General features: G+C 55.1%; 20 protein-coding genes and 1 riboswitch. Of the genes, 10 read left to right on the top strand and 10 right to left on the bottom strand.

Annotated features, from left to right (window positions below; genetic code table 11):
- Positions 1-3: 3 nt before the first annotated feature.
- The 5 genes from hupA to nudC all read right to left on the bottom strand — a co-directional run bounded on the left by hupA (position 4) and on the right by nudC (position 3,652).
- Positions 4-276 carry a nucleoid-associated protein HU-alpha gene (hupA, locus tag RY075_RS01400; protein WP_002445246.1) on the bottom strand — a complete coding sequence of 91 codons (273 nt, stop codon included), beginning with the start codon at positions 274-276 and terminating at the stop codon, positions 4-6.
- Between the two features lie 186 nt (positions 277-462).
- A complete protein-coding gene (locus RY075_RS01395) occupies positions 463-1,053 on the bottom strand; it encodes a YjaG family protein (RefSeq protein WP_003862310.1) in 591 nt (196 codons plus the stop codon).
- Between the two features lie 41 nt (positions 1,054-1,094).
- Positions 1,095-1,766 carry a deoxyribonuclease V gene (gene nfi / locus RY075_RS01390; RefSeq protein WP_003862312.1) on the bottom strand — a complete coding sequence of 224 codons (672 nt, stop codon included), beginning with the start codon at positions 1,764-1,766 and terminating at the stop codon, positions 1,095-1,097.
- A 9-nt stretch (positions 1,767-1,775) separates the two neighbouring features.
- A complete protein-coding gene (gene hemE / locus RY075_RS01385) occupies positions 1,776-2,840 on the bottom strand; it encodes a uroporphyrinogen decarboxylase (protein ID WP_022650209.1) in 1,065 nt (354 codons plus the stop codon).
- Between the two features lie 38 nt (positions 2,841-2,878).
- The gene (gene nudC / locus RY075_RS01380; protein WP_022650208.1) at positions 2,879-3,652 is read right to left on the bottom strand and encodes an NAD(+) diphosphatase; all 774 of its coding nucleotides are present in this window, start codon (positions 3,650-3,652) and stop codon (positions 2,879-2,881) included.
- 95 nt (positions 3,653-3,747) lie between these two features.
- On the opposite strand from nudC, the gene RY075_RS01375 reads away from it, so the two are divergent.
- The 10 genes from RY075_RS01375 (at position 3,748) to RY075_RS01330 (ending at position 12,534) form a co-directional block, all read left to right on the top strand.
- Entirely contained in the window at positions 3,748-4,245 is a 498-nt protein-coding gene (locus tag RY075_RS01375; RefSeq protein ID WP_022650207.1) for an Rsd/AlgQ family anti-sigma factor, read from the top strand.
- Between the two features lie 54 nt (positions 4,246-4,299).
- A riboswitch (TPP riboswitch) is annotated at positions 4,300-4,409 on the top strand.
- A 79-nt stretch (positions 4,410-4,488) separates the two neighbouring features.
- On the top strand, positions 4,489-6,384 hold the full coding sequence (gene thiC / locus RY075_RS01370) for a phosphomethylpyrimidine synthase ThiC (protein ID WP_023315206.1): 1,896 nt from the start codon (positions 4,489-4,491) through the stop codon (positions 6,382-6,384).
- Positions 6,384-7,025 (top strand): thiamine phosphate synthase, encoded by a 642-nt coding sequence (gene thiE, locus RY075_RS01365; protein ID WP_003862319.1) that lies wholly within the window; start codon positions 6,384-6,386, stop codon positions 7,023-7,025. The genes thiC and thiE overlap by 1 nt, the downstream gene beginning before the upstream one ends.
- On the top strand, positions 7,012-7,767 hold the full coding sequence (gene thiF, locus RY075_RS01360; RefSeq protein WP_032608234.1) for a thiazole biosynthesis adenylyltransferase ThiF: 756 nt from the start codon (positions 7,012-7,014) through the stop codon (positions 7,765-7,767). Before thiE ends, thiF begins: the two co-directional genes overlap by 14 nt.
- Complete coding sequence (gene thiS, locus RY075_RS01355; RefSeq protein ID WP_003862324.1) at positions 7,751-7,951, top strand: sulfur carrier protein ThiS; 201 nt, start codon at positions 7,751-7,753, stop codon at positions 7,949-7,951. Before thiF ends, thiS begins: the two co-directional genes overlap by 17 nt.
- A 1-nt stretch (position 7,952) precedes the next feature.
- A complete protein-coding gene (gene thiG, locus RY075_RS01350) occupies positions 7,953-8,720 on the top strand; it encodes a thiazole synthase (RefSeq protein WP_045347362.1) in 768 nt (255 codons plus the stop codon).
- Entirely contained in the window at positions 8,720-9,847 is a 1,128-nt protein-coding gene (thiH, locus tag RY075_RS01345; RefSeq protein ID WP_048209868.1) for a 2-iminoacetate synthase ThiH, read from the top strand. The genes thiG and thiH overlap by 1 nt, the downstream gene beginning before the upstream one ends.
- A gap of 339 nt (positions 9,848-10,186) precedes the next feature.
- Positions 10,187-11,728, top strand: a complete 1,542-nt coding sequence (locus RY075_RS01340; RefSeq protein WP_232967781.1) for a sensor domain-containing diguanylate cyclase — start codon at positions 10,187-10,189, stop codon at positions 11,726-11,728.
- Between the two features lie 180 nt (positions 11,729-11,908).
- Positions 11,909-12,217, top strand: a complete 309-nt coding sequence (locus tag RY075_RS01335; protein ID WP_010425948.1) for a PTS sugar transporter subunit IIB — start codon at positions 11,909-11,911, stop codon at positions 12,215-12,217.
- The gene (locus tag RY075_RS01330) at positions 12,217-12,534 is read left to right on the top strand and encodes a PTS lactose/cellobiose transporter subunit IIA (protein WP_003862327.1); all 318 of its coding nucleotides are present in this window, start codon (positions 12,217-12,219) and stop codon (positions 12,532-12,534) included. The genes RY075_RS01335 and RY075_RS01330 overlap by 1 nt, the downstream gene beginning before the upstream one ends.
- Before the next feature lie 50 nt (positions 12,535-12,584).
- Here the strand turns inward: RY075_RS01330 and rpoC are convergent, their stop codons facing one another.
- From rpoC to rplA, 5 genes are all read right to left on the bottom strand, one after another.
- Positions 12,585-16,814, bottom strand: a complete 4,230-nt coding sequence (gene rpoC, locus RY075_RS01325) for a DNA-directed RNA polymerase subunit beta' (RefSeq protein WP_338627988.1) — start codon at positions 16,812-16,814, stop codon at positions 12,585-12,587.
- Between the two features lie 76 nt (positions 16,815-16,890).
- Positions 16,891-20,919 carry a DNA-directed RNA polymerase subunit beta gene (gene rpoB / locus RY075_RS01320; RefSeq protein WP_008503453.1) on the bottom strand — a complete coding sequence of 1,343 codons (4,029 nt, stop codon included), beginning with the start codon at positions 20,917-20,919 and terminating at the stop codon, positions 16,891-16,893.
- Between the two features lie 319 nt (positions 20,920-21,238).
- Positions 21,239-21,604, bottom strand: coding sequence for a 50S ribosomal protein L7/L12 (gene rplL / locus RY075_RS01315; protein ID WP_002445276.1), 366 nt, complete (start codon positions 21,602-21,604; stop codon positions 21,239-21,241).
- Between the two features lie 66 nt (positions 21,605-21,670).
- On the bottom strand, positions 21,671-22,168 hold the full coding sequence (gene rplJ / locus RY075_RS01310) for a 50S ribosomal protein L10 (RefSeq protein WP_003862338.1): 498 nt from the start codon (positions 22,166-22,168) through the stop codon (positions 21,671-21,673).
- 289 nt (positions 22,169-22,457) lie between these two features.
- Positions 22,458-23,162, bottom strand: coding sequence for a 50S ribosomal protein L1 (rplA, locus tag RY075_RS01305; RefSeq protein WP_006810530.1), 705 nt, complete (start codon positions 23,160-23,162; stop codon positions 22,458-22,460).
- Positions 23,163-23,164 lie beyond the last annotated feature (2 nt).

Here is a 23,164-nt window from a genome sequence, read left to right as displayed (position 1 = left end):
GTCTTACTTAACTGCGTCTTTCAGTGCTTTACCAGAAACAAATGCCGGCACGTTAGCTGCGGCGATTTTGATTTCTTTACCGGTCTGCGGGTTGCGGCCAGTACGCTCAGCGCGGTGGTTCACTTTGAAGGTACCGAAACCAACCAGTTGTACAGCATCGCCTTCTTTCAGAGACTCAGTAATAGCAGCCAGGGTAGATTCCAGAGCAGCTTTAGCCTGCACTTTAGACAGATCAGCCTTGTCCGCAATTACATCAATCAGTTGAGTCTTGTTCATAAGTTATCCTTTCAATGTGTTTATCGCTTGCTAAGCATCGAGTGCGACGAAAATGCCAAAAAAGCACTCTCCTGCATACACGCACCGATAGCCACTTTTTTTCGCCCCCCAAATGTAGACCAGACGGGGGGCGAAAGGGAAGAGTCGAGGAGCGACAAAACAGGCGTTAAATCACGTTTTGTTGTCTCATTGGTTAAAAATTATACCAATATTGCTCTCGCCGGCCTCGCGCAGGTCCGCGCGCAGCCCTTTGATCAGCTCAATATCACGCTCTTCACACTCTGCCAGCAGGCGGAAAATCTCCCACTGAATGTCCCATTCCTGTTCTACCGCCGGGTTAGCACGCAGCTCTTCGTCGGTCATTTCACGGCCTTCCTGGGTCATTTCCAGCATCGCAACGGTGGTAATGGATGCCTTACTGACTTCAATGGCGTGTTCCAGGGTTTCACCGCTCAGACGGGAGTGGATCAGCTCGCTCAACGCCACACAGGCATCAATGGCCGGGTAGACGCCATACAGGTCGAAATCATCCGCAGCCGGAATAGCCTCTTCCAGCTTTTCGAGCTGAGAGTCAAAATTCACCTTCGCGTCTTTGACCGTCAGCGTCTCCCAGATTAAATCCAGGATACGACGATAAATCTGGCCTTCGCCAAACGCTGTCTGCTTGCAGAACGCGGCATAGTTGGGATACATGCGCTCGCACAGGCAAGCCATAAACGTCACGTGCTGCCAGCTTTCCAGCTTTTCAAGGCGCAGATGAATCGGGTTTTGTAACATGATGATGTCTCGAATCGAAAATTAGCCGCAGTTTACCTGAATCACGGCTGAATTTCCTGCCAACGAATGAATGCCGGACGTGAAGAGGCCACGGCGTCAGCCCAGCGGGTTGGCTCCGGTAAACGGTAGCCCTTCATACAGCGTTGCACCCACGCCAGGGCGCTGTCCATGCTCACCCGATGCCCGGTTGCGATAAACAGCGGGTTGCAGCGCGCTTTACTGCGCCAGACCCACGCCAGCTGCTCGCCTTTATGAATAAGCGGCGCCAGCGCGCCCGGTTCGGCAGAGAGCGGCTCAAACGCGCCGCACAGGCGTTTTTTCGCCACGCCGATGGTCGGCACGTCCACCAGCAGACCAAAGTGGCTGGCAACGCCTAAGCGACGCGGATGGGAGATACCATGCCCATCAACAAACAGCAGGTCAGGTTTTTGCGAGAGTTGTTCCCAAGCGGCCAGCAGCGCGGGATATTCGCGGAAGGAGAGAAAGCCGGGGATATAGGGCATGGTGGTGGCGATACGCGCCACCTTGTACTCCACCAGCTCCAGCGACGGGTATTTCAGCACCACCATCGCCGCTCGCGTCACTTCACCGCCCTGCTCAAACCCGACGTCCGCCCCGCCAATGTACCGCGGAGGGTCCGTATCCAGACGATCCTCACGGATCACCGATGAAGCCAGTTCGATTTGCTGAGCGCGTAGCGACGCGAGATCCATAACCACTCCTTACTTATGATACTGGGCAGAAAGCCGATGCACCGCCTCCACAAATACGCCTGCGTGTTCAGGCGGCACATCCTGATGAATGCCGTGGCCGAGGTTAAAGACGTGGCCTTCACCCTGGCCGAAACCAGACAGTATAGTCGACACTTCCTCTTCGATACGGGCAGGCTGTGCATAGAGCATGGACGGGTCCATGTTGCCCTGAAGCGCCACTTTGTCCCCCACGCGACGGCGCGCATCGGCAATATCGGTGGTCCAGTCGAGGCCCAGCGCGTCGCAGCCGGTGGCCGCCATCGCTTCCAGCCACTGGCCGCCGCCTTTGGTAAACAGCGTCACCGGCACGCGACGGCCTTCGTTTTCACGCAGCAGGCCATCGACAATTTTGTGCATGTAGTACAGGGAGAACTGCTGATAATCACGTCCGGTCAGCACGCCGCCCCAGGTGTCGAAAATCATCACCGACTGCGCACCTGCTTTAATCTGCGCGTTGAGGTAGAGCGTGACGCTCTTCGCGAGCTTGTCGAGCAGCGCATGCAGGGCCAGCGGCTCGGCGTACATCATCTTTTTGATGACGGTAAAGGCTTTGCTGCTGCCGCCTTCCACCATGTAGGTGGCCAGCGTCCACGGACTACCGGAGAAGCCAATCAGCGGCACATCGCCTTTGAGCTCGCGGCGAATGGTGCGCACGGCGTTCATCACATAGCCCAGCTCGCCTTCCGGATCGGGGATCGGCAACTTATCAACGTCGGCTTTGCTTTTGATCGGTGAGGTAAAACGCGGGCCCTCGCCGGTTTCGAAATAGAGCCCAAGGCCCATCGCATCCGGAATGGTGAGAATGTCCGAAAAAAGAATGGCGGCATCGAGCGGGAAGCGGCGCAGCGGCTGGAGCGTCACTTCACAGGCCAGCTCGGCGTTTTTGCACAGCGACATAAAATCGCCCGCCTGCGCGCGCGTGGCTTTGTACTCTGGCAGATAGCGTCCCGCCTGGCGCATCATCCACACCGGGGTGACATCAACGGGCTGGCGCAGCAGCGCACGCAGATAACGATCGTTCTTCAGTTCGGTCATTTTGCAGTTCCTTATTGCGTCAGTCCGTCAGTGTAACACTACTCATACTCGGCCCGACACATTGCCACGGTATCTTCTATCAGGCGACGCGCCACCGTTCCCGGCGGGGGCAGCAGCGGTAAATCGTCGTAGCGATACCAGTTCGCCTCCAGCAGCTCTTTCTTATCGATAACAATCTCGCCGCTGTCGTATTCCGCCATAAACGCGGTCATCAGGGACATCGGGAACGGCCACGGCTGCGACGTCACATAGCGCAGGTTTTTCACCTTAATGCCGCTCTCCTCCATCACCTCACGCGCCACCGCCTGTTCCAGCGTTTCGCCGACTTCCACGAACCCGGCGAGGACAGTATGAATGCCGTTGCGATGACGGGTATGCTGCGCCAGCAGGATGGAATCATCACGGCGGATGGCGACAATGATGCACGGTGCGATTTGCGGATAGTAGCGTTCACGGCAGTGGCCGCAAAGCATTGCCCACTCGGTTTTGCTCGGGTGCATGGTGTGGCCGCAGTAGCCGCAGTATTTGTGCGAGCGGTAAAACTCCGCCAGCTGCACGCCGCGCCCCGCCAGCTGGAACAGGCCGACATCCCGATCCAACACCTGACGAACGGATCCCATATCCTGACGACGAGCCTGTAGGATCAACCATACCGGATCGCCCTGCCACTCGCCGATCCGCAGCGCAGGTTGGCCGACGAGATCGAAGATTTCTGCCGCACCGTAGGGTATCTCCCCACCGGGCAGCCACAACTTTTGCTCGTGACTGACGATCCACCAACCCAGATCTGATTTTTCAATAATACGATCCATATCTATTGCACTACCTTCGCTTCACTGACATGTTGTTAGCATTGTGGTTACATTTTGGATAAGCAGATCCCATTCTAAACCTTATGGAGTCGACCATGTTAAACCAGCTGGAAAGCCTGACTGAGCGCGTTGGAGGAAGTAACACCCTGGTGGATCGCTGGCTACATGTGCGCAAGCATCTCCTTGTGGCGTATTACAATCTGGTCGGTCTTAAGCCTGGCAAAGAATCCTTTATGCGGCTGAACGAAAAAGCGCTGGATGATTTTTGTCAGAGCCTTGTCGACTACCTCTCCGACGGCCATTTCAACCTTTATGAACGCATTATCCGCGAAATGGAAGGGACAACGCCGTATTTAGCGGCCAGTAAACTCTGTCCGCTGCTGGAAGCCAACACCCAGCGGATCATGGACTACTACGATTCCGCGCTGGAGAACGCTATCGATCACGATAACTATCTTGAGTTTCAGCAGGCGCTTTCCGACCTTGGCGAAGCGCTGGAAGAGCGATTCACGCTGGAAGACAAGCTCATCGCCCTCGTGCTGGACAACAACCTGAATATCAGCACCAGCGATAACGTTGCGCGCCCTGCTTGAGTTCTTAATCGTTAACGAGTAATTTACAACCATTCGCCCCTCTGCGGAGGGGGATTTTTCTTGTCGGAGTGCCCAGTGTGAAAGCACGGGCTGAGACCGTTAATTCGGGATCCGCGGAACCTGATCAGGTTAATACCTGCGAAGGGAACAAGAGTCACACTGCTGTTGTATCGCCCCTGAGGCGATCTTCTCTTGCTTCATCCGTCGTCTGACAAGCCATGTCCTTCACTTTTGGAATGAGCTATGTCTACTGCAAAACTGACCCGCCGCGAACAGCGCGAACACGCACAACGCTTCATCGACACCCTGGAAGGCACCGCTTTCCCGAACTCGAAACGCATCTACATTTCCGGCTCACAGGCTGATATCCGCGTCCCGATGCGCGAAATCCAGCTCAGCCCGACGCTTATCGGCGGCAGCAAAGACAACCCGCAGTTTGAAGACAACGAAGCCGTGCCGGTGTATGACACCTCGGGCCCGTACGGCGATCCTGATGTTGCTATCAACGTCCAGCAGGGTCTGGCAAAGCTGCGCCAGCCGTGGATAGAGGCGCGTAACGACTGCGAAGAACTGAGCGTACGCAGTTCTGCGTACACCAAAGAACGCCTGGCCGACGACGGTCTGGACGCGCTGCGCTTTACCGGCCTGCTGACGCCGAAACGCGCTAAAGCGGGCAAATGCGTAACCCAGCTGCACTACGCGCGCCAGGGTATCGTCACGCCGGAGATGGAGTTCATCGCCATCCGCGAAAACATGGGCCGCGAGCGCATCCGCAGCGAAGTGCTGCGCCACCAGCATCCGGGTGAAGGGTTTGGCGCTCGCCTGCCGGAGAACATCACGCCGGAATTTGTGCGTGATGAAGTGGCCGCCGGGCGCGCCATTATCCCCGCCAACATCAACCATCCGGAATCCGAGCCGATGATTATCGGCCGCAACTTCCTGGTGAAGGTCAACGCCAACATCGGCAACTCAGCGGTGACGTCATCCATCGAAGAAGAGGTGGAAAAGCTGGTCTGGTCGACGCGCTGGGGCGCGGACACGGTGATGGACCTTTCCACTGGCCGCTATATTCATGAGACCCGCGAGTGGATCCTGCGTAACAGCCCGGTGCCGATTGGCACCGTCCCGATTTATCAGGCGCTGGAAAAGGTAAACGGCATCGCCGAAAACCTCACCTGGGAAGCGTTCCGCGACACGCTGCTGGAGCAGGCGGAACAGGGCGTGGACTACTTCACCATCCACGCGGGCGTGCTACTGCGCTACGTGCCGATGACGGCGAAACGTCTGACCGGTATCGTCTCACGCGGCGGTTCGATTATGGCGAAATGGTGCCTTTCCCATCATCAGGAAAACTTCCTCTACGAACACTTCCGCGAAATCTGCGAAATTTGCGCCGCGTACGACGTCTCCCTGTCGCTGGGCGACGGCCTGCGTCCTGGCTCCATCCGCGATGCTAACGACGAGGCGCAGTTTGCCGAGCTGCACACGCTGGGGGAGCTGACCAAAATCGCCTGGGAGTACGACGTGCAGGTGATGATTGAAGGCCCGGGCCATGTGCCGATGCAGATGATCCGTCGCAACATGACCGAAGAGCTGGAGCACTGCCACGAAGCACCGTTCTACACGCTGGGGCCACTGACAACTGACATCGCGCCGGGCTATGACCACTTCACGTCAGGCATTGGGGCGGCGATGATCGGCTGGTTCGGCTGCGCCATGCTCTGCTACGTGACACCGAAAGAGCACCTCGGCCTGCCAAACAAAGAGGACGTGAAGCAGGGACTGATTACCTACAAGATTGCCGCCCACGCGGCGGATCTGGCGAAAGGCCATCCGGGCGCGCAAATTCGCGACAACGCCATGTCCAAAGCGCGCTTTGAATTCCGCTGGGAAGACCAGTTTAACCTGGCCCTCGATCCGTTCACCGCCCGCGCCTACCACGACGAAACCCTGCCGCAGGAATCGGGCAAAGTCGCGCACTTCTGCTCCATGTGCGGACCAAAATTCTGCTCGATGAAAATCAGCCAGGAAGTACGCGATTACGCCGCCGCGCAGACCATTGAAGTCGGCATGGCGGACATGTCGGAAACCTTCCGCGCGAAAGGCGGCGAAATCTACCTCAAAAAAGAGGAGGCATAATGTACCAGCCTGATTTCCCCCCTGTCCCCTTCCGCTTAGGGCTTTACCCGGTGGTGGACAGCGTGGCGTGGATAGCGCGCCTGCTGGAGGCAGGCGTTCGCACGATCCAGCTACGCATTAAGGATAAACGCGATGAAGAGGTGGAGGCCGACGTGATCGCCGCTATCGCGCTGGGACGTCGCTACCACGCCCGCCTGTTTATCAACGACTACTGGCGGCTGGCGGTTAAACACCAGGCGTACGGCGTGCATCTGGGACAGGAAGATCTGGAAACGACCGATCTCAACGCGATCCGTGACGTCGGTCTGCGGCTGGGCGTTTCTACCCATGATGATATGGAGATCGACGTGGCGCTGGCAGCCCGCCCCTCTTACATCGCGCTCGGTCACGTTTTCCCGACGCAAACCAAACAGATGCCGTCCGCTCCACAGGGCTTGACGCAGCTGGCGGCCCACGTTAAGCGCCTTGCCGATTACCCCACCGTTGCCATCGGCGGGATCAGCCTTGAACGTGCGCCCGCCGTGCTGGAAACCGGCGTCGGCAGTATCGCCGTCGTCAGCGCTATCACCCAGGCCGCAGACTGGCAGGCCGCCACCGCACGGCTTTTACAACTGGCAGGAGCAGGCGATGAAAGATCGTGATTTTATGCGCTACAGCCGCCAGATCCTGCTGGAGGATATCGCCATTGACGGGCAGCAAAAGCTGCTCGCCAGCCGGGTACTGATTGTCGGTCTGGGTGGATTAGGCGCCCCCGCCGCGCTGTATCTGGCTGGCGCGGGCGTGGGCACGCTGGTGCTGGCCGATGACGATGAGGTACATCTCAGCAATCTGCAACGGCAAATCCTCTTCACGACAGAAGATATCAACCAGCCTAAAGCGCACGTTACGCGCCAGCGGCTGAACCAGCTTAACCCCGATATCGAACTGGTCGCGCTCCAGACGCGGCTGAGCGGGGAAGATCTGCAACGCGAAGTGGCCCTTGCCGACGTGGTGCTGGACTGTACGGACAATATGGCGACGCGTCAGGCCATCAACGCGGTCTGTGTTGCGCAGAACACGCCGCTGATCACCGCCAGCGCGGTCGGTTTCGGCGGGCAAATAATGGTGCTTACGCCGCCGTGGGCACAGGGCTGCTACCGCTGCCTGTGGCCTGACGAGGCTGAACCGGAGCGTAACTGCCGCACGGCAGGCATTCTGGGCCCGGTGGTGGGCGTGATGGGTACTCTTCAGGCGCTGGAGGCCATCAAGTTGCTCAGCGGCATAGAGACAGAACGCAACACGCTGCGGCTGTTCGACGCCCGCTCCAGCGGATGGCGTCATCTGGTGTTAAACCGCGCCAGCCACTGCCCGGTATGCGGAGGCCGCAATGCGCATTCTGTTTAACGATGAGCCGATGACGTGCGACGACGATCTCACCGTTGCCGCCCTGCTCGACACGCTGCGCCAGCTGAAGCCGGGAACGGCGCTGGCGCTCAATCAACAGATCCTGCCGCGCGAGCGGTGGGAACATCAGCAGGTCAATGAAGGCGACCAGATCCTGCTGTTTCAGGTTATCGCAGGGGGCTGAGATGTTACGTATTGCCGACAAAGTCTTTGATTCACATCTGTTTACCGGAACCGGAAAATTCGCCTCCCCGCAGCTGATGGTGGATGCCATTCGTGAGAGCGGCAGCCAGCTGGTGACACTGGCGATGAAGCGCGTGGATTTGCGTCAGCACAACGATGCCATACTTGCGCCGTTACGGGAGGCAGGCGTGACGCTCTTACCGAATACCTCCGGTGCGAAAACGGCCGAGGAAGCAATTTTCGCTGCGCAACTGGCGCGGGAAGCGCTCGGCACCCGCTGGCTGAAGCTGGAAATTCATCCGGACGCCCGCTGGCTGTTGCCCGATCCGATCGAAACCCTGAAAGCGGCAGAGAAGCTGGTGCAGCAGGGATTTACCGTCCTGCCCTACTGCGGTGCCGACCCCGTGCTGTGCAAGCGTCTGGAAGAGGTCGGCTGCGCGGCCGTAATGCCGTTAGGGGCACCCATTGGCTCCAACCAGGGACTGGAGACCCGCGCGATGCTGGAGATCATCATCGAGCAGGCGACCGTGCCCGTGGTGGTGGATGCGGGCATCGGCGTACCCAGTCACGCCGCGCAGGCGCTGGAGATGGGGGCCGATGCGGTGCTGGTCAATACCGCGATTGCGGTGGCCGACGACCCGGTGATGATGGCGCGTGCGTTCCGCCTTGCGGTGGAGTCCGGTCTGCTGGCACGCCAGTCCGGCCCCGGCTCGCGCTGCGTTCAGGCGCAGGCCACCAGCCCGCTGACCGATTTTCTGGAGGCGCTCTGATGGCTACCTTTACCGATCGCTGGCGTCAGCTGAACTGGGACGATATTGCCTTACGCATCAACAGTAAAACCTCTGCGGACGTAGAGCGGGCATTAACAGCCAAACATTTGACCCGCGAGGATTTGATGGCCCTGCTTTCTCCGGCAGCCAGTGCGTACCTTGAACCGATGGCGCAGCGCGCGCAACGCCTCACCCGCCAGCGTTTTGGCAACACGGTGAGCTTTTACGTGCCGCTCTATCTTTCTAACCTGTGCGCCAACGACTGCACCTACTGTGGTTTTTCCATGAGCAACCGTATTAAGCGTAAAACGCTGGATGAGCATGAGATCGCCCGCGAGTGTGCGGCTATTCGTGAGATGGGTTTTGAACATCTCCTGCTGGTGACGGGTGAACATCAGGGCAAAGTGGGGATGGACTATTTTCGCCAGCATCTTCCGGCCATCCGCCGCGAATTTGCCTCGTTGCAAATGGAAGTGCAGCCTCTGTCGCAGGAGGAATATGCGGAGCTGAAAACGCTCGGGCTGGACGGCGTCATGGTCTATCAGGAAACCTACCACGAGGCGACCTATGCCCGGCATCACCTGAAAGGGAAGAAGCAGGATTTCATCTTCCGGCTGGAAACGCCGGACAGGCTGGGGCGCGCCGGTATCGATAAAATTGGGCTGGGCGCGCTTATCGGTCTGTCCGACAGCTGGCGGGTGGACTGCTATATGGTGGCGGAGCATCTGCTGTGGCTACAGCAGCGCTACTGGCAAAGCCGCTATTCCATCTCTTTCCCGCGGCTGCGTCCGTGTACGGGAGGCGTTGAACCCGCTTCGCTGATGGATGAGCGCCAGCTGGTGCAAACCCTGTGTGCATTTCGCCTGTTCGCGCCGGAAGTGGAATTGTCGCTCTCCACGCGTGAATCACCCGCGTTTCGCGACCGCGCGATCCCGCTGGCGATCAATAACGTTAGCGCCTTTTCCAAAACGCAGCCGGGCGGTTACGCGGACGATCACCCGGAACTGGAACAGTTTGCACCGCACGACGGACGACGGCCCGAAGCGGTGGCGGAAGCCCTGACTGCACAGGGGCTACAGCCCGTGTGGAAAGACTGGGATAGCTGGCTGGGAAGAGCCTCGCATTAGCGCTGAAACCGACTGCAAAAATGCGAAAAGGTTACGAGGCGGCTCGTAAGATCAAAACCGGGCGATTGAGGCGATCTGCCTGGTTTTCTTATTCTTTACCACGTCAGCAACGGACGCTGACCAGGGTGAAAATGCTTCTTCCTCGTTTCGCCCTGCCCTCCGCCTCTTAAACAAAATTTTAATTGATACAATAAATACGTCGTTTCTTATCTACGCTTAAGATAAATCATCTCGTCGGTAATCGCCTTCTGTATAATTTACTACCAGCAACCGGACAGCGACTATGCTGAGGGTATCGACAGACGCAACGCGTCTACCATCTGGATTGATGTACAACTCATGGCACTCCACAGTAAAAAGCTCTCTTTTACCCGGCCAATTATGGTCAGCTTCGCGGGGATCCTGTTCAGTTTTGCGCTGATCGCCATCCTGGTTATCCTTTCACAGAGAAAGGATTTTCTTGAGGATTATCATAAGATTAATGGTAACTTCACCCATAATCTGGCGGTAAACTATACCGAATCCATCCTGCGAGAAAATGACTATATTCTTGGTCGTGCTGCGATGTACTTCGCCCGTAACGACAGAGTAAATCAGACAATTAATATCGACCCGACACACGGTTTGCAGATGTTGATGCATTTGCAGAACCTGATGCCGACGGTGTCGTCAATCTCTCTGGCGGACACAGTAGGGCGCCATCTGCGCGCGCCGGAAGTGCTGCCAACGGAGAAGGGTAAGTCGTTCGACGCCCGGACCCGTCCATGGTTTATCGGACAAGCGGAAGCCAGTAACTTTCCGCACTACACCCGCCCCTATCTGGACTATTTTACCCAACATCCTACGGTCACTCTCTATAAGCCGGTCATTTCACCGGAAGGCCGCCTGAAGGGCACGCTCGCTTTCCATCTTGATTTAACGTCCATGGGGTATACCCTGCGCCAGATGGTGGCGCCGGTTCAGGGTGAGTTTTTTGTTGTGGAGCGTGACGGCGCTGTTGTGCTGCATCCGGACACGGGAGCGCTCTTTAAGCAGTACGTAAGCGAAGCGCTGATGGACCAAATGACCAGCGGCGAGGGCCATCTTTTCGACCCCAAAAGTAAAACCTGGTATTACTACTACTCTTTCACCAATCCGGACTGGTTTGTGATTTATCGGGTTTCCGATGCCACGCTTACCGTCATCACCCGGCATGAAACCACCGTCGTCGGCTGGGGATTTGCGCTGGCGGCAATCATCATCATTCTGTTCGGGCTTTATCTTCGTCATGCCTCGCGTTCTGTGCTGATGAACATTATCAACGCCATCAAAACCGGAGACGTCAATCAGGCGCCACGTCTTGAGGCGATGCTCAGCCATACCATTCGAACCAATAAAGAACGCGAACTGGCCTATGTCCGACAGGCCACCCATGATGCGCTGACAGGCTGCAAGAACCGCCGTGCTTTCGACAACGATGTGGATGAGCTGCTGACCGCTCATCAACCCTTCGTTCTGGCGCTGGTCGACATCGATAACTTCAAGTCCATTAACGACACCTGGGGCCACCTGAGCGGGGATATTGTGCTGCGCAACGTGGCACGCGAAGGTATTCAGATCATGCAGCCGCACCACGTTTCCGTTTACCGCTACGGTGGAGAAGAGTTCGGCGTGATCTTCCCGGCCGAGCTGATGAACTCCGCGCACGCGCTACTGGAAGCCTGGCGCACCGCCGTTGAAAAGCGGACCTGGCGGGAAGAGAACCTGCGAGTGACCTTCAGCGCCGGGACGGGAGAGTGGCACTTCGAACCGCTGGAACAATTTATCGGTAGCGTAGATGAAGCGCTGTATACCGCTAAACAACAGGGTAAAAACCGCATCGTAAGCACGGCCATCCGATAATACCCTTCCTCAAATTCTGCCCGATCTGACGGGCAGAATGCTCTCCGCGGTAAAATTGTAACCGGTTTCAGAAAAATGCCGATTTCTTTGTGATGCCTGACACACAATCGCGGTAAAGCGGTTGTTGAAGCAGTCTGCACGGGATAATTATCAATAAACACATGTAGATCGAGGCTGACTATGAAGAACATCGTTTTATGCTGTGCAGCGGGAATGTCAACCAGCATGCTGGTTCAACGTATGAAAGATGCCGCGCAGAAAAAAGGAGTCGAAGTAACCATTAAAGCCGTTCCGGTCGCGGAGTTCAAAGATAACATCGCGACGGCTGATATCGTATTACTGGGGCCACAGGTCAAATACGAACAGGCAAAACTCCAGGCGCAGGCCGATCCGCTCGGAAAAAAGGTCGCGGTCATCGACATGATGGATTACGGCATGATGAAAGGTGATGCCGTACTGGAAAAAGCGCTCAAACTTCTGGAGTCATAATGGAAGACTTAGAAACCACGATCATGGAACTGCTGGTCAACGCAGGCGCGGCGCGCAGCGCGGCTCTGACGGCGTTGCAGATGGCGCGAAAAGGCGACTTTGACGAAGCCGAGAAAGCGATGGAAGAGTCGCGTGAATATGTGAAACATGCGCATACGATCCAGACGCAGCTTATCGGTCTTGACGAAGGGACAGGAAAACTGCCGGTTAACCTGATCACCGTTCACTCTCAGGACCACCTGATGAACGCGATGGTTATTCAGGATCTGGCGGGCGACATGATTGAGCTTTATCGACGCATCCCGCTGGTAAACTGAAAATGCAGATATAAAAAAACCCGCCGAGGCGGGTTTTTTTATTTACGGCATCAACGATTACTCGTGTCGGAACCGCCCAGACCTGCGTTCAGCAGTTCTGCCAGGCTCGCGGATGCATCTTCGGCAGTCACCTGCGGTGCAGCTGGCAGTTCGCCCGCTGCGCGACGACGCATACGATCCTGGTGGTACGCATAACCGGTACCGGCCGGGATCAGACGACCCACGATAACGTTCTCTTTCAGACCGCGCAGTTCATCACGTTTACCTGCAACAGCCGCTTCGGTCAGGACACGCGTGGTTTCCTGGAACGATGCAGCAGAGATGAAGGACTCGGTTGCCAGAGACGCTTTGGTGATACCCAGCAGATCGCGCGAGAAGGTCGCGCCAATTTTGCCGTTCGCTTCCAGATCGCGGTTAGCGATCTTAACGCGTGAGTATTCAACCTGCTCGCCTTCCAGGAAGTCGGAGCTGCCCGCGTTTTCGATGGTCGCTTTACGCAGCATCTGACGAACGATAACTTCAATGTGTTTATCGTTAATCTTAACGCCTTGCAGACGGTATACGTCCTGTACTTCGTTAACAATGTAACGGGTAACAGCATGCACACCACGCAGACGCAGGATGTCGTGCGGCGCTTCTGGACCGTCGGAAACCACGTCACCACGTTCTACGCGTTCACCTTCGAACACGTTGAGCTGACGCCACTTAGGAATCATCTCTTCGTACGGCTCGCTGCCATCTACAGGCGTGATAACCAGACGGCGCTTACCTTTGGTCTCTTTACCGAAGGAGATGATACCGCTGATTTCAGCCAGGATCGCAGGCTCTTTCGGACGACGTGCTTCGAACAGGTCCGCAACGCGTGGCAGACCACCGGTGATGTCCTTGGTACCGCCGGATTCCTGAGGAATACGCGCCAGGGTATCACCAGAGCTGATCTGTACGCCATCTTCCAGCTGTACAATCGCTTTACCCGGCAGGAAGTACTGCGCAGGCATATCGGTACCAGGAATCAGAACGTCGTTACCCTGCGCATCAACGATTTTCAGTGCAGGACGCAGATCTTTACCGCCGGTAGTACGTTCAGCAGAATCCAGAACCACCAGAGAAGACAGACCGGTCAGCTCGTCGGTCTGACGAGTAATGGTCTGGCCGTCGATCATGTCAGTAAAGCGGATGAAACCACTTACTTCGGTGATTACCGGCATGGTGTGTGGATCCCAGTTTGCAACGGTTTCACCGCCAGCAACCTGCTCGCCATCACCTTTCGCCATAACCGCACCGTAAGGCACTTTATAGCTCTCTTTGGTACGACCGAATTCGTCGATCAGCTTCAGCTCGGTGTTACGGGAAGTGATAACCAGTTTACCGCTGGAGTTCACAACCGACTTCGCGTTGCTGAGCTTGATGCTACCTTTGTTTTTCACCTGGATGCTGGATTCAGCAGCCGCACGAGATGCCGCACCACCGATGTGGAACGTACGCATCGTCAGCTGTGTACCTGGCTCACCGATGGACTGTGCCGCGATAACGCCGATAGCCTCACCTTTGTTGATGATGTGGCCACGCGCCAGGTCACGACCGTAGCAGTGCGCACACACACCAAAGTCGGTGTCACAGGATACAACGGAACGCACCTTCACGGAGTCAACAGAGTTCGCTTCCAGCAGGTCACACCACTGTTCGTGCAGCAGGGTGTTGCGTGGAACCAGAATGTCTGCGGTGCCCGGCTTCAGGATGTCTTCCGCGGTCACACGACCCAGTACGCGATCGCGCAGTGGCTCTTTAACATCACCACCCTCGATAACCGGGGTCATGGTGATACCTTCGAGGGTGCCACAATCGTCTTCGGTGACGACAAGATCCTGCGCAACGTCTACCAGACGACGCGTCAGATAACCGGAGTTCGCGGTTTTCAGTGCGGTATCCGCCAGACCTTTACGCGCACCGTGCGTGGAGATGAAGTACTGGAGTACGTTCAGACCTTCACGGAAGTTCGCGGTGATTGGCGTTTCGATGATGGAGCCATCTGGCTTCGCCATCAGACCACGCATACCTGCCAGCTGACGAATCTGTGCCGCAGAACCACGCGCACCGGAGTCGGCCATCATGTAGATGCTGTTGAAGGAGACCTGCTGCTCTTCTACGCCGTCACGGTTAATCACGGTTTCGGTTTGCAGGTTATCCATCATCGCTTTGGATACACGATCGTTCGCCGCAGCCCAGATATCGATAACTTTGTTGTAACGTTCGCCTGCGGTTACCAGACCAGACTGGAACTGCTCCTGGATTTCAGCAACTTCAGCTTCCGCTTCAGAGATGATCTCGTGTTTCTTCTCTGGGATGACCATGTCATCGATACCAACAGATGCACCTGAACGCGCTGCATAAGCAAAGCCGGTGTACATTGTCTGGTCAGCGAAGATAACGGTCGGCTTCAGACCCAGAATGCGGTAACAGGTGTTCAGCATTTTGGAGATCGCTTTCTTGCCCAGCGCCTGGTTGACGATGGAGAAAGGCAGACCTTTCGGTACGATCATCCACAGAATGGCACGGCCAACGGTCGTGTCTTTCAGGCTGGTGTGCGCAACGAATTCGCCGTTTTCATCTTTTTCGTATTCGGTGATACGCACTTTAACGCGCGCATGCAGAGAGGCCAGGCCAGCGCGATAAATACGCTCAGCTTCTTTAGGGCCAGTCAGCACCATGCCTTCGCCTTTGGCGTTAACACAGTCACGGGTCATGTAGTACAGACCCAGTACAACGTCCTGAGAAGGAACGATGATAGGTTCACCGTTCGCTGGAGACAGGATGTTGTTGGTAGACATCATCAGCGCACGCGCTTCGAGCTGGGCTTCCAGCGTCAGCGGTACGTGAACAGCCATCTGGTCACCATCGAAGTCGGCGTTATAGGCCGCACAAACCAGCGGGTGCAGCTGGATAGCTTTACCTTCGATCAGTACCGGCTCAAAGGCCTGGATACCCAGACGGTGCAGAGTTGGTGCACGGTTCAGCAGTACCGGGTGTTCGCGGATAACTTCGTCCAGGATATCCCAAACGACAGCTTCTTCACGCTCAACCATTTTCTTCGCGGCTTTGATGGTGGTGGCCAGGCCACGCAGCTCCAGCTTGCCGTAGATGAACGGTTTGAACAGCTCCAGTGCCATTTTCTTCGGCAGACCGCACTGATGCAGACGCAGGTATGGACCTACGGTGATTACAGAACGACCGGAGTAGTCAACACGCTTACCGAGCAGGTTCTGACGGAAACGACCCTGCTTACCTTTGATCATGTCGGCCAAAGATTTCAGAGGACGTTTGTTAGAACCGGTGATCGCACGACCACGACGACCGTTATCCAACAGGGCATCGACCGCTTCCTGCAGCATACGTTTTTCGTTGCGTACGATGATGTCCGGCGCAGCCAGATCCAGCAGACGTTTCAGACGGTTGTTACGGTTGATTACGCGACGGTACAGATCGTTCAGATCTGACGTTGCGAAACGACCACCATCCAGCGGAACCAGCGGACGCAGATCTGGCGGCAGAACCGGCAGAACGGTCAGAATCATCCACTCTGGTTTGTTACCAGACTGAACGAACGCTTCCAGCAGTTTGATACGCTTGGTCAGCTTTTTACGCTTGGTTTCGGAGTTGGTTTCGTTCAGCTCTTCGCGCAGAGTTTCACACTCTTGCTCCAGATCCATGCTCTTCAGCAGGGCCTGGATAGCTTCCGCACCCATCTTCGCGTCGAATTCGTCACCGAACTCTTCCAGCGCGTCCAGATACTGTTCTTCGGTCAGGATCTGGTTACGTTCCAGATTGGTCATCCCGCCTTCGATAACCACATAAGATTCGAAGTACAGAACACGTTCGATATCGCGCAGCGGCATATCCAGCAGCAGGCCGATACGGGACGGCAGAGATTTCAGGAACCAGATGTGAGCGGTTGGAGACGCCAGCTCGATGTGGCCCATACGCTCACGGCGTACTTTGGTCTGGGTCACTTCAACGCCACACTTCTCACAGATCACACCACGGTGTTTCAGGCGCTTGTACTTACCGCACAGGCACTCGTAATCTTTTACTGGCCCGAAAATACGCGCACAGAAAAGGCCGTCACGCTCAGGTTTGAACGTACGGTAGTTAATGGTTTCCGGCTTTTTAACTTCACCGAAAGACCATGAACGGATCATGTCTGGCGAAGCCAGAGCAATTTTGATCGCATCAAACTCTTCGGTTTTAGTTTGCGCTTTCAGAAACTTTAATAAGTCTTTCACGGATTTGCTCCCGTCGGAGTTAGCACACTCTGCTGTCGGGCGTTAACCCGACAGCAGTGACCTGTTTGAGCGAGAATTACTCGTCTTCCAGTTCGATGTTGATACCCAGCGAACGAATCTCTTTCAACAGTACGTTGAAGGATTCTGGCATGCCCGGCTCCATCTGATGGTTGCCGTCTACGATGTTTTTATACATCTTAGTACGACCGTTCACGTCATCAGACTTAACGGTGAGCATTTCCTGCAAGGTGTATGCTGCGCCGTATGCTTCCAGCGCCCACACTTCCATCTCCCCGAAGCGCTGACCACCGAACTGAGCCTTACCACCCAGCGGCTGCTGAGTAACCAGGCTGTAAGAACCGGTAGAACGAGCGTGCATCTTGTCGTCGACCAGGTGGTTCAGTTTCAGCATGTACATGTAACCTACGGTTACCGGACGCTCGAACTGTTCACCGGTACGGCCGTCAAACAGCGTAATCTGACCAGACGTTGGCAGACCACCCAGTTGCAGCAGCTCTTTGATTTCAGCTTCTTTTGCACCGTCGAATACCGGCGTTGCAATTGGCATACCTTTGCGCAGGTTCTCTGCCAGACGCAGCACTTCTTCATCGCTGAAGGTGTTCAGGTCGACTTTCTGACGAACGTCGGTACCCAGATCATAGGCACGCTGGATGAACTCGCGCAGTTTCGCGACTTCCTGCTGCTGTTTCAGCATGGCGTTGATCTTATCGCCGATACCTTTCGCAGCCATACCCAGGTGGGTTTCCAGAATCTGACCGATGTTCATACGAGACGGTACGCCCAGTGGGTTCAGTACGATATCTACCGGCGTACCGTTAGCATCGTGCGGCATATCTTCGATCGGGTTGATCTTAGAGATAACACCCTTGTTACCGTGACGACCTGCCATCTTATCACCAGGCTGGATCTGACGTTTAACAGCCAGATACACCTTAACAATCTTCAGCACGCCTGGTGCCAGATCGTCGCCCTGAGTGATTTTACGGCGTTTCGCTTCGAGTTTTTTCTCGAACTCGTGTTTCAGTTCGTCATACTGCTCAGCCAGTTGTTCCAGCTGATTCTGTTTCTCTTCGTCGGTCAGGCCCAGTTCCAGCCAGCGATCGCGTGGCAGTTTGTCGAGCTTCTCAGCTTCAACGCCACCGGCAACCAGCACCGCATAGATACGGCTGAACAGACCTGCTTCGAGGATTTGCAGTTCTTCAGACAGGTCTTTCTTAGCCTGTTTGAGCTGCATCTCTTCGATTTCCAGCGCACGCTTATCTTTCTCAACGCCATCACGAGTGAAGACCTGAACGTCGATAACCGTACCGGAAACACCGTTTGGTACGCGCAGAGAAGAGTCTTTAACGTCAGACGCTTTCTCACCGAAGATAGCACGCAGCAGTTTCTCTTCTGGCGTCAGCTGGGTTTCACCTTTCGGCGTCACCTTACCTACCAGAATATCACCGCCGGTGACTTCCGCACCGATGTAAACAATACCGGATTCATCCAGTTTGGAGAGCGCAGCTTCACCCACGTTAGGGATGTCGGCAGTGATCTCTTCTGGCCCCAGCTTGGTGTCACGGGACACACATGCCAGTTCCTGAATGTGGATGGTGGTGAAACGATCTTCCTGAACCACACGCTCTGAGACGAGGATGGAGTCTTCGAAGTTGTAACCGTTCCACGGCATGAACGCTACGCGCATGTTCTGACCGAGCGCCAGTTCACCGAGGTCGGTGGACGGACCATCTGCCAGCACGTCGCCGCGCTCAACTGGCTCACCCAGAGACACACATGGCATCTGGTTGATACAGGTGTTCTGGTTAGAGCGGGTGTATTTGGTCAGGTTGTAGATGTCGATACCCGCTTCGCCCGGATACATCTCGTCTTCGTTAACTTTGATAACGATACGGGATGCGTCAACGTACTGAACGGTACCGCCACGCTTAGCAACTGCTGTAACACCGGAGTCAACGGCAACAGCACGTTCCATACCGGTACCAACCAGCGGCTTGTCAGCACGCAGAGTTGGAACGGCCTGACGTTGCATGTTCGCACCCATCAATGCACGGTTGGCGTCATCGTGTTCCAGGAACGGGATCAGGGACGCACCGACGGATACCACCTGCTGAGTGGATACGTCCATGTAGTCAACCTGGTCGCGGCTGAACAAGCTGGATTCGCCTTTGCTACGGCAGGTAACCAGATCTTCTACAAAGTGGCCTTCGTCATCCAGGTTGGAGTTCGCCTGAGCGATAACGTAGTTGCCTTCTTCGATAGCAGACAGGTAATGAATTTCGTCAGTAACAACACCGTCGGTCACTTTACGATACGGGGTCTCGAGGAAACCGTATTCGTTCGTCTGTGCGTACACGGACAGGGAGTTGATCAGACCGATGTTTGGACCTTCAGGCGTTTCGATTGGACATACGCGACCGTAGTGAGTCGGGTGTACGTCTCGAACTTCAAAGCCTGCGCGTTCACGGGTCAGACCGCCTGGGCCGAGTGCGGAGATACGACGTTTGTGCGTGATCTCAGACAGCGGGTTGTTCTGGTCCATGAACTGAGACAGCTGGCTGGAACCGAAGAACTCTTTCACTGCCGCAGAAATCGGCTTGGCGTTGATCATATCCTGAGGCATCAGGGTATCCAGATCGCCCAGAGACAGACGCTCTTTCACCGCACGCTCTACACGTACCAGGCCAACGCGGAACTGGTTTTCCGCCATTTCGCCTACGGAACGGATACGACGGTTGCCGAGGTGGTCGATATCGTCCACTTCGCCTTTACCGTTACGGATATCGATGAGCTTCTTCATCACTTCAATGATGTCGTCTTTGCTCAGGATACCGGAACCTTCGATTTCGTCGCGCAGCAGAGAACGGTTGAACTTCATACGACCAACCGCGGACAGATCGTAGCGGTCTTCGGAGAAGAACAGGTTCTCGAACAGGCTTTCAGCCGCTTCGCGAGTTGGTGGCTCACCAGGACGCATCATGCGGTAGATTTCGACCAGCGCGCTCAGACGATCGTTGGTTGGGTCGACGCGTACAGTCTCAGAGATGTACGGACCGTGGTCCAGATCGTTGGTGAACAGCGTTTCGATACGTTTGTGGCCAGCCTGGCTCAGCTTAGCCAGCAGATCCAGGCTCAGCTCCATGTTCGCCGGGCAGATCAACTCGCCAGTTGATTCATCAACGTAATCTTTCGCGGCTACTTTTCCTGCAATGTATTCAACCGGAACTTCGATGTGTTTGATATCATCTTTTTCCAGCTGGCGGATGTGGCGCGCGGTGATACGGCGACCTTTTTCCACATACACTTTGCCGTCGGCTTCGATGTCGAACGACGCGGTCTCACCACGCAGACGTTCCGGCACCAACTCCATCTGCAACTTGTTGTCGCGGATTTCAAAGATCACTTTCTCAAAGAACAGGTCCAGGATCTGCTCAGTGGTATAGTTCAGTGCACGCAGAATGATGGTTGCAGGCAGCTTACGACGACGGTCGATACGGACAAACAGGTTGTCTTTTGGATCGAATTCGAAGTCCAGCCATGAACCACGGTAAGGAATGATGCGTGCGTTATACAGTACTTTACCGGAAGAGTGCGTTTTACCTTTATCGCTGTCGAAGAAGACGCCCGGGCTACGGTGCAGCTGGGAAACGATAACACGCTCAGTACCGTTGATAACGAAAGTACCGTTGTCCGTCATGAGTGGAATTTCACCCATGTAGACTTCTTGTTCTTTAATGTCTTTTACGGTGCCTTCCGGCGCTTCGCGCTCGTAGATCACCAGACGCAGTTTTACGCGCAGCGGTGCGGAATAGGTCACGCCACGGATCTGACATTCCTGAACGTCAAACACCGGTTCGCCAAGGCGGTAGCTGACGTACTGCAGCTCGGAATTACCGCTGTAGCTCTGAATCGGGAACACGGAACGGAAGGCTGCTTCCAGGCCGTACTGCCCTTCAGGATCTTGCTCGATAAACTTCTGGAACGAGTCAAGCTGGATAGAAAGGAGATATGGAATGTCCAGAACTTGTGGACGTTTACCAAAATCCTTACGAATACGTTTTTTCTCGGTATAGGAGTAAACCATAGGGTTCCTCAGCTCGCTGACAAGTCGACCCATCTGTCCGACGAAGGGACAGTTTGTGCAACACCATTTTGTGGACCGGAAAATTGAATACTTTCCGCAATACCTGTTGCTATCACGCTTAAACCATTTCATTGCGATTTACACAGAGCGAGCACCCTGTCGCAGTATATTAAGTCGTCGATAGAAACAAGCATTGTCAGGACAACCAGCAGTCAAACAGTGTGAAATGCTGCTGATGCCTTACAGCGCAAAAAGGCTGGTGACTAAAAAGTCACCAGCCATCAGCCTAATTGCTTAGGCTGCAACCAGAAAAGTTGGCTTATTTAACTTCAACTTCAGCGCCAGCTTCTTCCAGAGATTTTTTCAGTGCTTCTGCGTCGTCTTTGCTCACGCCTTCTTTCAGCGCAGCTGGAGCAGATTCTACCAGGTCTTTAGCTTCTTTCAGACCCAGGCCAGTTGCGCCACGTACTGCTTTGATTACAGCAACTTTGTTCGCGCCAGCAGCTTTCAGAATTACGTCGAATTCAGTTTTTTCTTCAGCAGCTTCAGCCGGGCCCGCAGCTACAGCTACAGCAGCAGCAGCAGAAACACCGAATTTTTCTTCCATTGCAGAAACCAGCTCTACAACGTCCATTACGGACATAGCTGCTACTGCTTCAATGATTTGATCTTTAGTGATAGACATTTAAATTGTTCCTGAAAATCAGAATAAGTTTATACGTAAGCAAATGCTTTATAAAGATAACTGCGATTAAGCAGCTTCTTTCGCATCGCGTACAGCAGCCAGAGTGCGAACCAGTTTGCCAGCCGCAGCTTCTTTCATGGTTGCCATCAGGCGTGCAATTGCTTCTTCGTAGGTCGGCAGGGTTGCCAGGCGATCGATTTGCGATGCCGGGATCAACTCACCTTCAAAGGCTGCAGCTTTGACCTCAAATTTTGCATTCGCTTTCGCGAACTCTTTGAACAGACGAGCAGCAGCGCCCGGGTGTTCCATAGAGTATGCAATCAGGGTCGGACCAACAAACGTGTCTTTCAGGCACTCGAACTGAGTACCTTCAACTACGCGACGCAGCAGGGTGTTACGAACAACACGCATGTATACGCCAGCTTCACGACCTGCTTTACGCAGTTCAGTCATTTTGTCTACAGTAACGCCACGGGAATCCGCAACTACTGCAGACAGCGCGCCTTTGGCTACTTCGCTGACTTCAGCAACAATCGCTTGTTTGTCTTGAAGATTTAAAGCCATTAGCTTTGCTCCTGGATGTTTGCCGGAACTCATGTTCCGGAACTCACTTCACTCGACCCAACGGGAAGAGCGTCTTAATACGGTGAGCAGAAACAAGCCAGAGTATTTAAAATAATCTTAGCGTTCTGTCACCGTCTACGCAGGGGATTAAGTTTCTTGCGAAACACCTGCGGTCTTCGACGGAGGCCTGGATAGGCCAGGCTCCAACGAACAATTCTTTTAGCCGCTAACTTTTGTTAGCAAACGTGGGGGTAAGATTGTAGACAAAATCACCGCCCACGTAAAGGCATTAGTTTGCAGCAGCGCTCAGGCCAGCCTGGTCAACTGCAACACCTGCACCCATGGTGGTGGAGATGCTAACTTTCTTGATGTACACGCCTTTCGCCTGAGTTGGTTTTGCTTTTTTCAGCGCAACCAGCAGAGCTTCCAGGTTTTCTTTCAGTTTGTCAGCGTCAAAGTCCACTTTACCGATGGTGGTGTGGATGATGCCGTTTTTGTCGTTACGATAACGAACCTGACCTGCTTTAGCGTTCTTAACCGCTTCAGCAACGTTAGGGGTTACAGTACCCACTTTCGGGTTTGGCATCAGGCCGCGTGGACCCAGAACCTGGCCCAGCTGGCCAACAACGCGCATTGCATCTGGAGAAGCAATAACAACGTCAAAGTTCATTTCGCCTTTCTTGATCTGATCAGCCAGATCTTCCATACCTACCAGTTCAGCGCCGGCAGCTTTAGCAGCTTCAGCGTTTGCACCCTGAGCAAATACAGCTACGCGTACGGAACGGCCAGTACCGTGTGGCAGTACAGTTGCGCCACGAACGTTCTGATCGGATTTACGAGCGTCGATGCCCAGGTTAACGGCAACGTCAACGCTTTCAACGAACTTAGCGGTAGCCAGTTCTTTCAGCAGAGCGATAGCTTCGTTGATGTCGTACTGTTTGGTCGCATCAACTTTGTCACGGATCACGGACATGCGCTTGGTCAGTTTAGCCATTT

It is taken from the genome of Enterobacter sp. JJBC, assembly GCF_036936505.1.
Lineage (GTDB): Bacteria > Pseudomonadota > Gammaproteobacteria > Enterobacterales > Enterobacteriaceae > Enterobacter > Enterobacter hormaechei_C.
The sequence above is the reverse complement of the archived record's forward strand: the minus strand, read 5'-3'. Positions and strand labels throughout refer to the sequence as shown.

What these genes read in the sequence shown, in the direction of transcription:
- rplA (WP_006810530.1), bottom strand. Translation starts at nt 23,162, where the DNA reads ATGGCTAAACTGACCAAGCGCATGTCCGTGATCCGTGACAAAGTTGAT.
- hemE (WP_022650209.1), bottom strand. Translation starts at nt 2,840, where the DNA reads ATGACCGAACTGAAGAACGATCGTTATCTGCGTGCGCTGCTGCGCCAG.
- RY075_RS01330 (WP_003862327.1), top strand. Translation starts at nt 12,217, where the DNA reads ATGGAAGACTTAGAAACCACGATCATGGAACTGCTGGTCAACGCAGGC.
- RY075_RS01375 (WP_022650207.1), top strand. Translation starts at nt 3,748, where the DNA reads ATGTTAAACCAGCTGGAAAGCCTGACTGAGCGCGTTGGAGGAAGTAAC.
- RY075_RS01340 (WP_232967781.1), top strand. Translation starts at nt 10,187, where the DNA reads ATGGCACTCCACAGTAAAAAGCTCTCTTTTACCCGGCCAATTATGGTC.
- rpoB (WP_008503453.1), bottom strand. Translation starts at nt 20,919, where the DNA reads ATGGTTTACTCCTATACCGAGAAAAAACGTATTCGTAAGGATTTTGGT.
- thiH (WP_048209868.1), top strand. Translation starts at nt 8,720, where the DNA reads ATGGCTACCTTTACCGATCGCTGGCGTCAGCTGAACTGGGACGATATT.
- hupA (WP_002445246.1), bottom strand. Translation starts at nt 276, where the DNA reads ATGAACAAGACTCAACTGATTGATGTAATTGCGGACAAGGCTGATCTG.
- thiF (WP_032608234.1), top strand. Translation starts at nt 7,012, where the DNA reads ATGAAAGATCGTGATTTTATGCGCTACAGCCGCCAGATCCTGCTGGAG.
- thiC (WP_023315206.1), top strand. Translation starts at nt 4,489, where the DNA reads ATGTCTACTGCAAAACTGACCCGCCGCGAACAGCGCGAACACGCACAA.
- rplJ (WP_003862338.1), bottom strand. Translation starts at nt 22,168, where the DNA reads ATGGCTTTAAATCTTCAAGACAAACAAGCGATTGTTGCTGAAGTCAGC.
- RY075_RS01335 (WP_010425948.1), top strand. Translation starts at nt 11,909, where the DNA reads ATGAAGAACATCGTTTTATGCTGTGCAGCGGGAATGTCAACCAGCATG.
- thiE (WP_003862319.1), top strand. Translation starts at nt 6,384, where the DNA reads ATGTACCAGCCTGATTTCCCCCCTGTCCCCTTCCGCTTAGGGCTTTAC.
- rplL (WP_002445276.1), bottom strand. Translation starts at nt 21,604, where the DNA reads ATGTCTATCACTAAAGATCAAATCATTGAAGCAGTAGCAGCTATGTCC.
- thiG (WP_045347362.1), top strand. Translation starts at nt 7,953, where the DNA reads ATGTTACGTATTGCCGACAAAGTCTTTGATTCACATCTGTTTACCGGA.
- nfi (WP_003862312.1), bottom strand. Translation starts at nt 1,766, where the DNA reads ATGGATCTCGCGTCGCTACGCGCTCAGCAAATCGAACTGGCTTCATCG.
- RY075_RS01395 (WP_003862310.1), bottom strand. Translation starts at nt 1,053, where the DNA reads ATGTTACAAAACCCGATTCATCTGCGCCTTGAAAAGCTGGAAAGCTGG.
- thiS (WP_003862324.1), top strand. Translation starts at nt 7,751, where the DNA reads ATGCGCATTCTGTTTAACGATGAGCCGATGACGTGCGACGACGATCTC.
- nudC (WP_022650208.1), bottom strand. Translation starts at nt 3,652, where the DNA reads ATGGATCGTATTATTGAAAAATCAGATCTGGGTTGGTGGATCGTCAGT.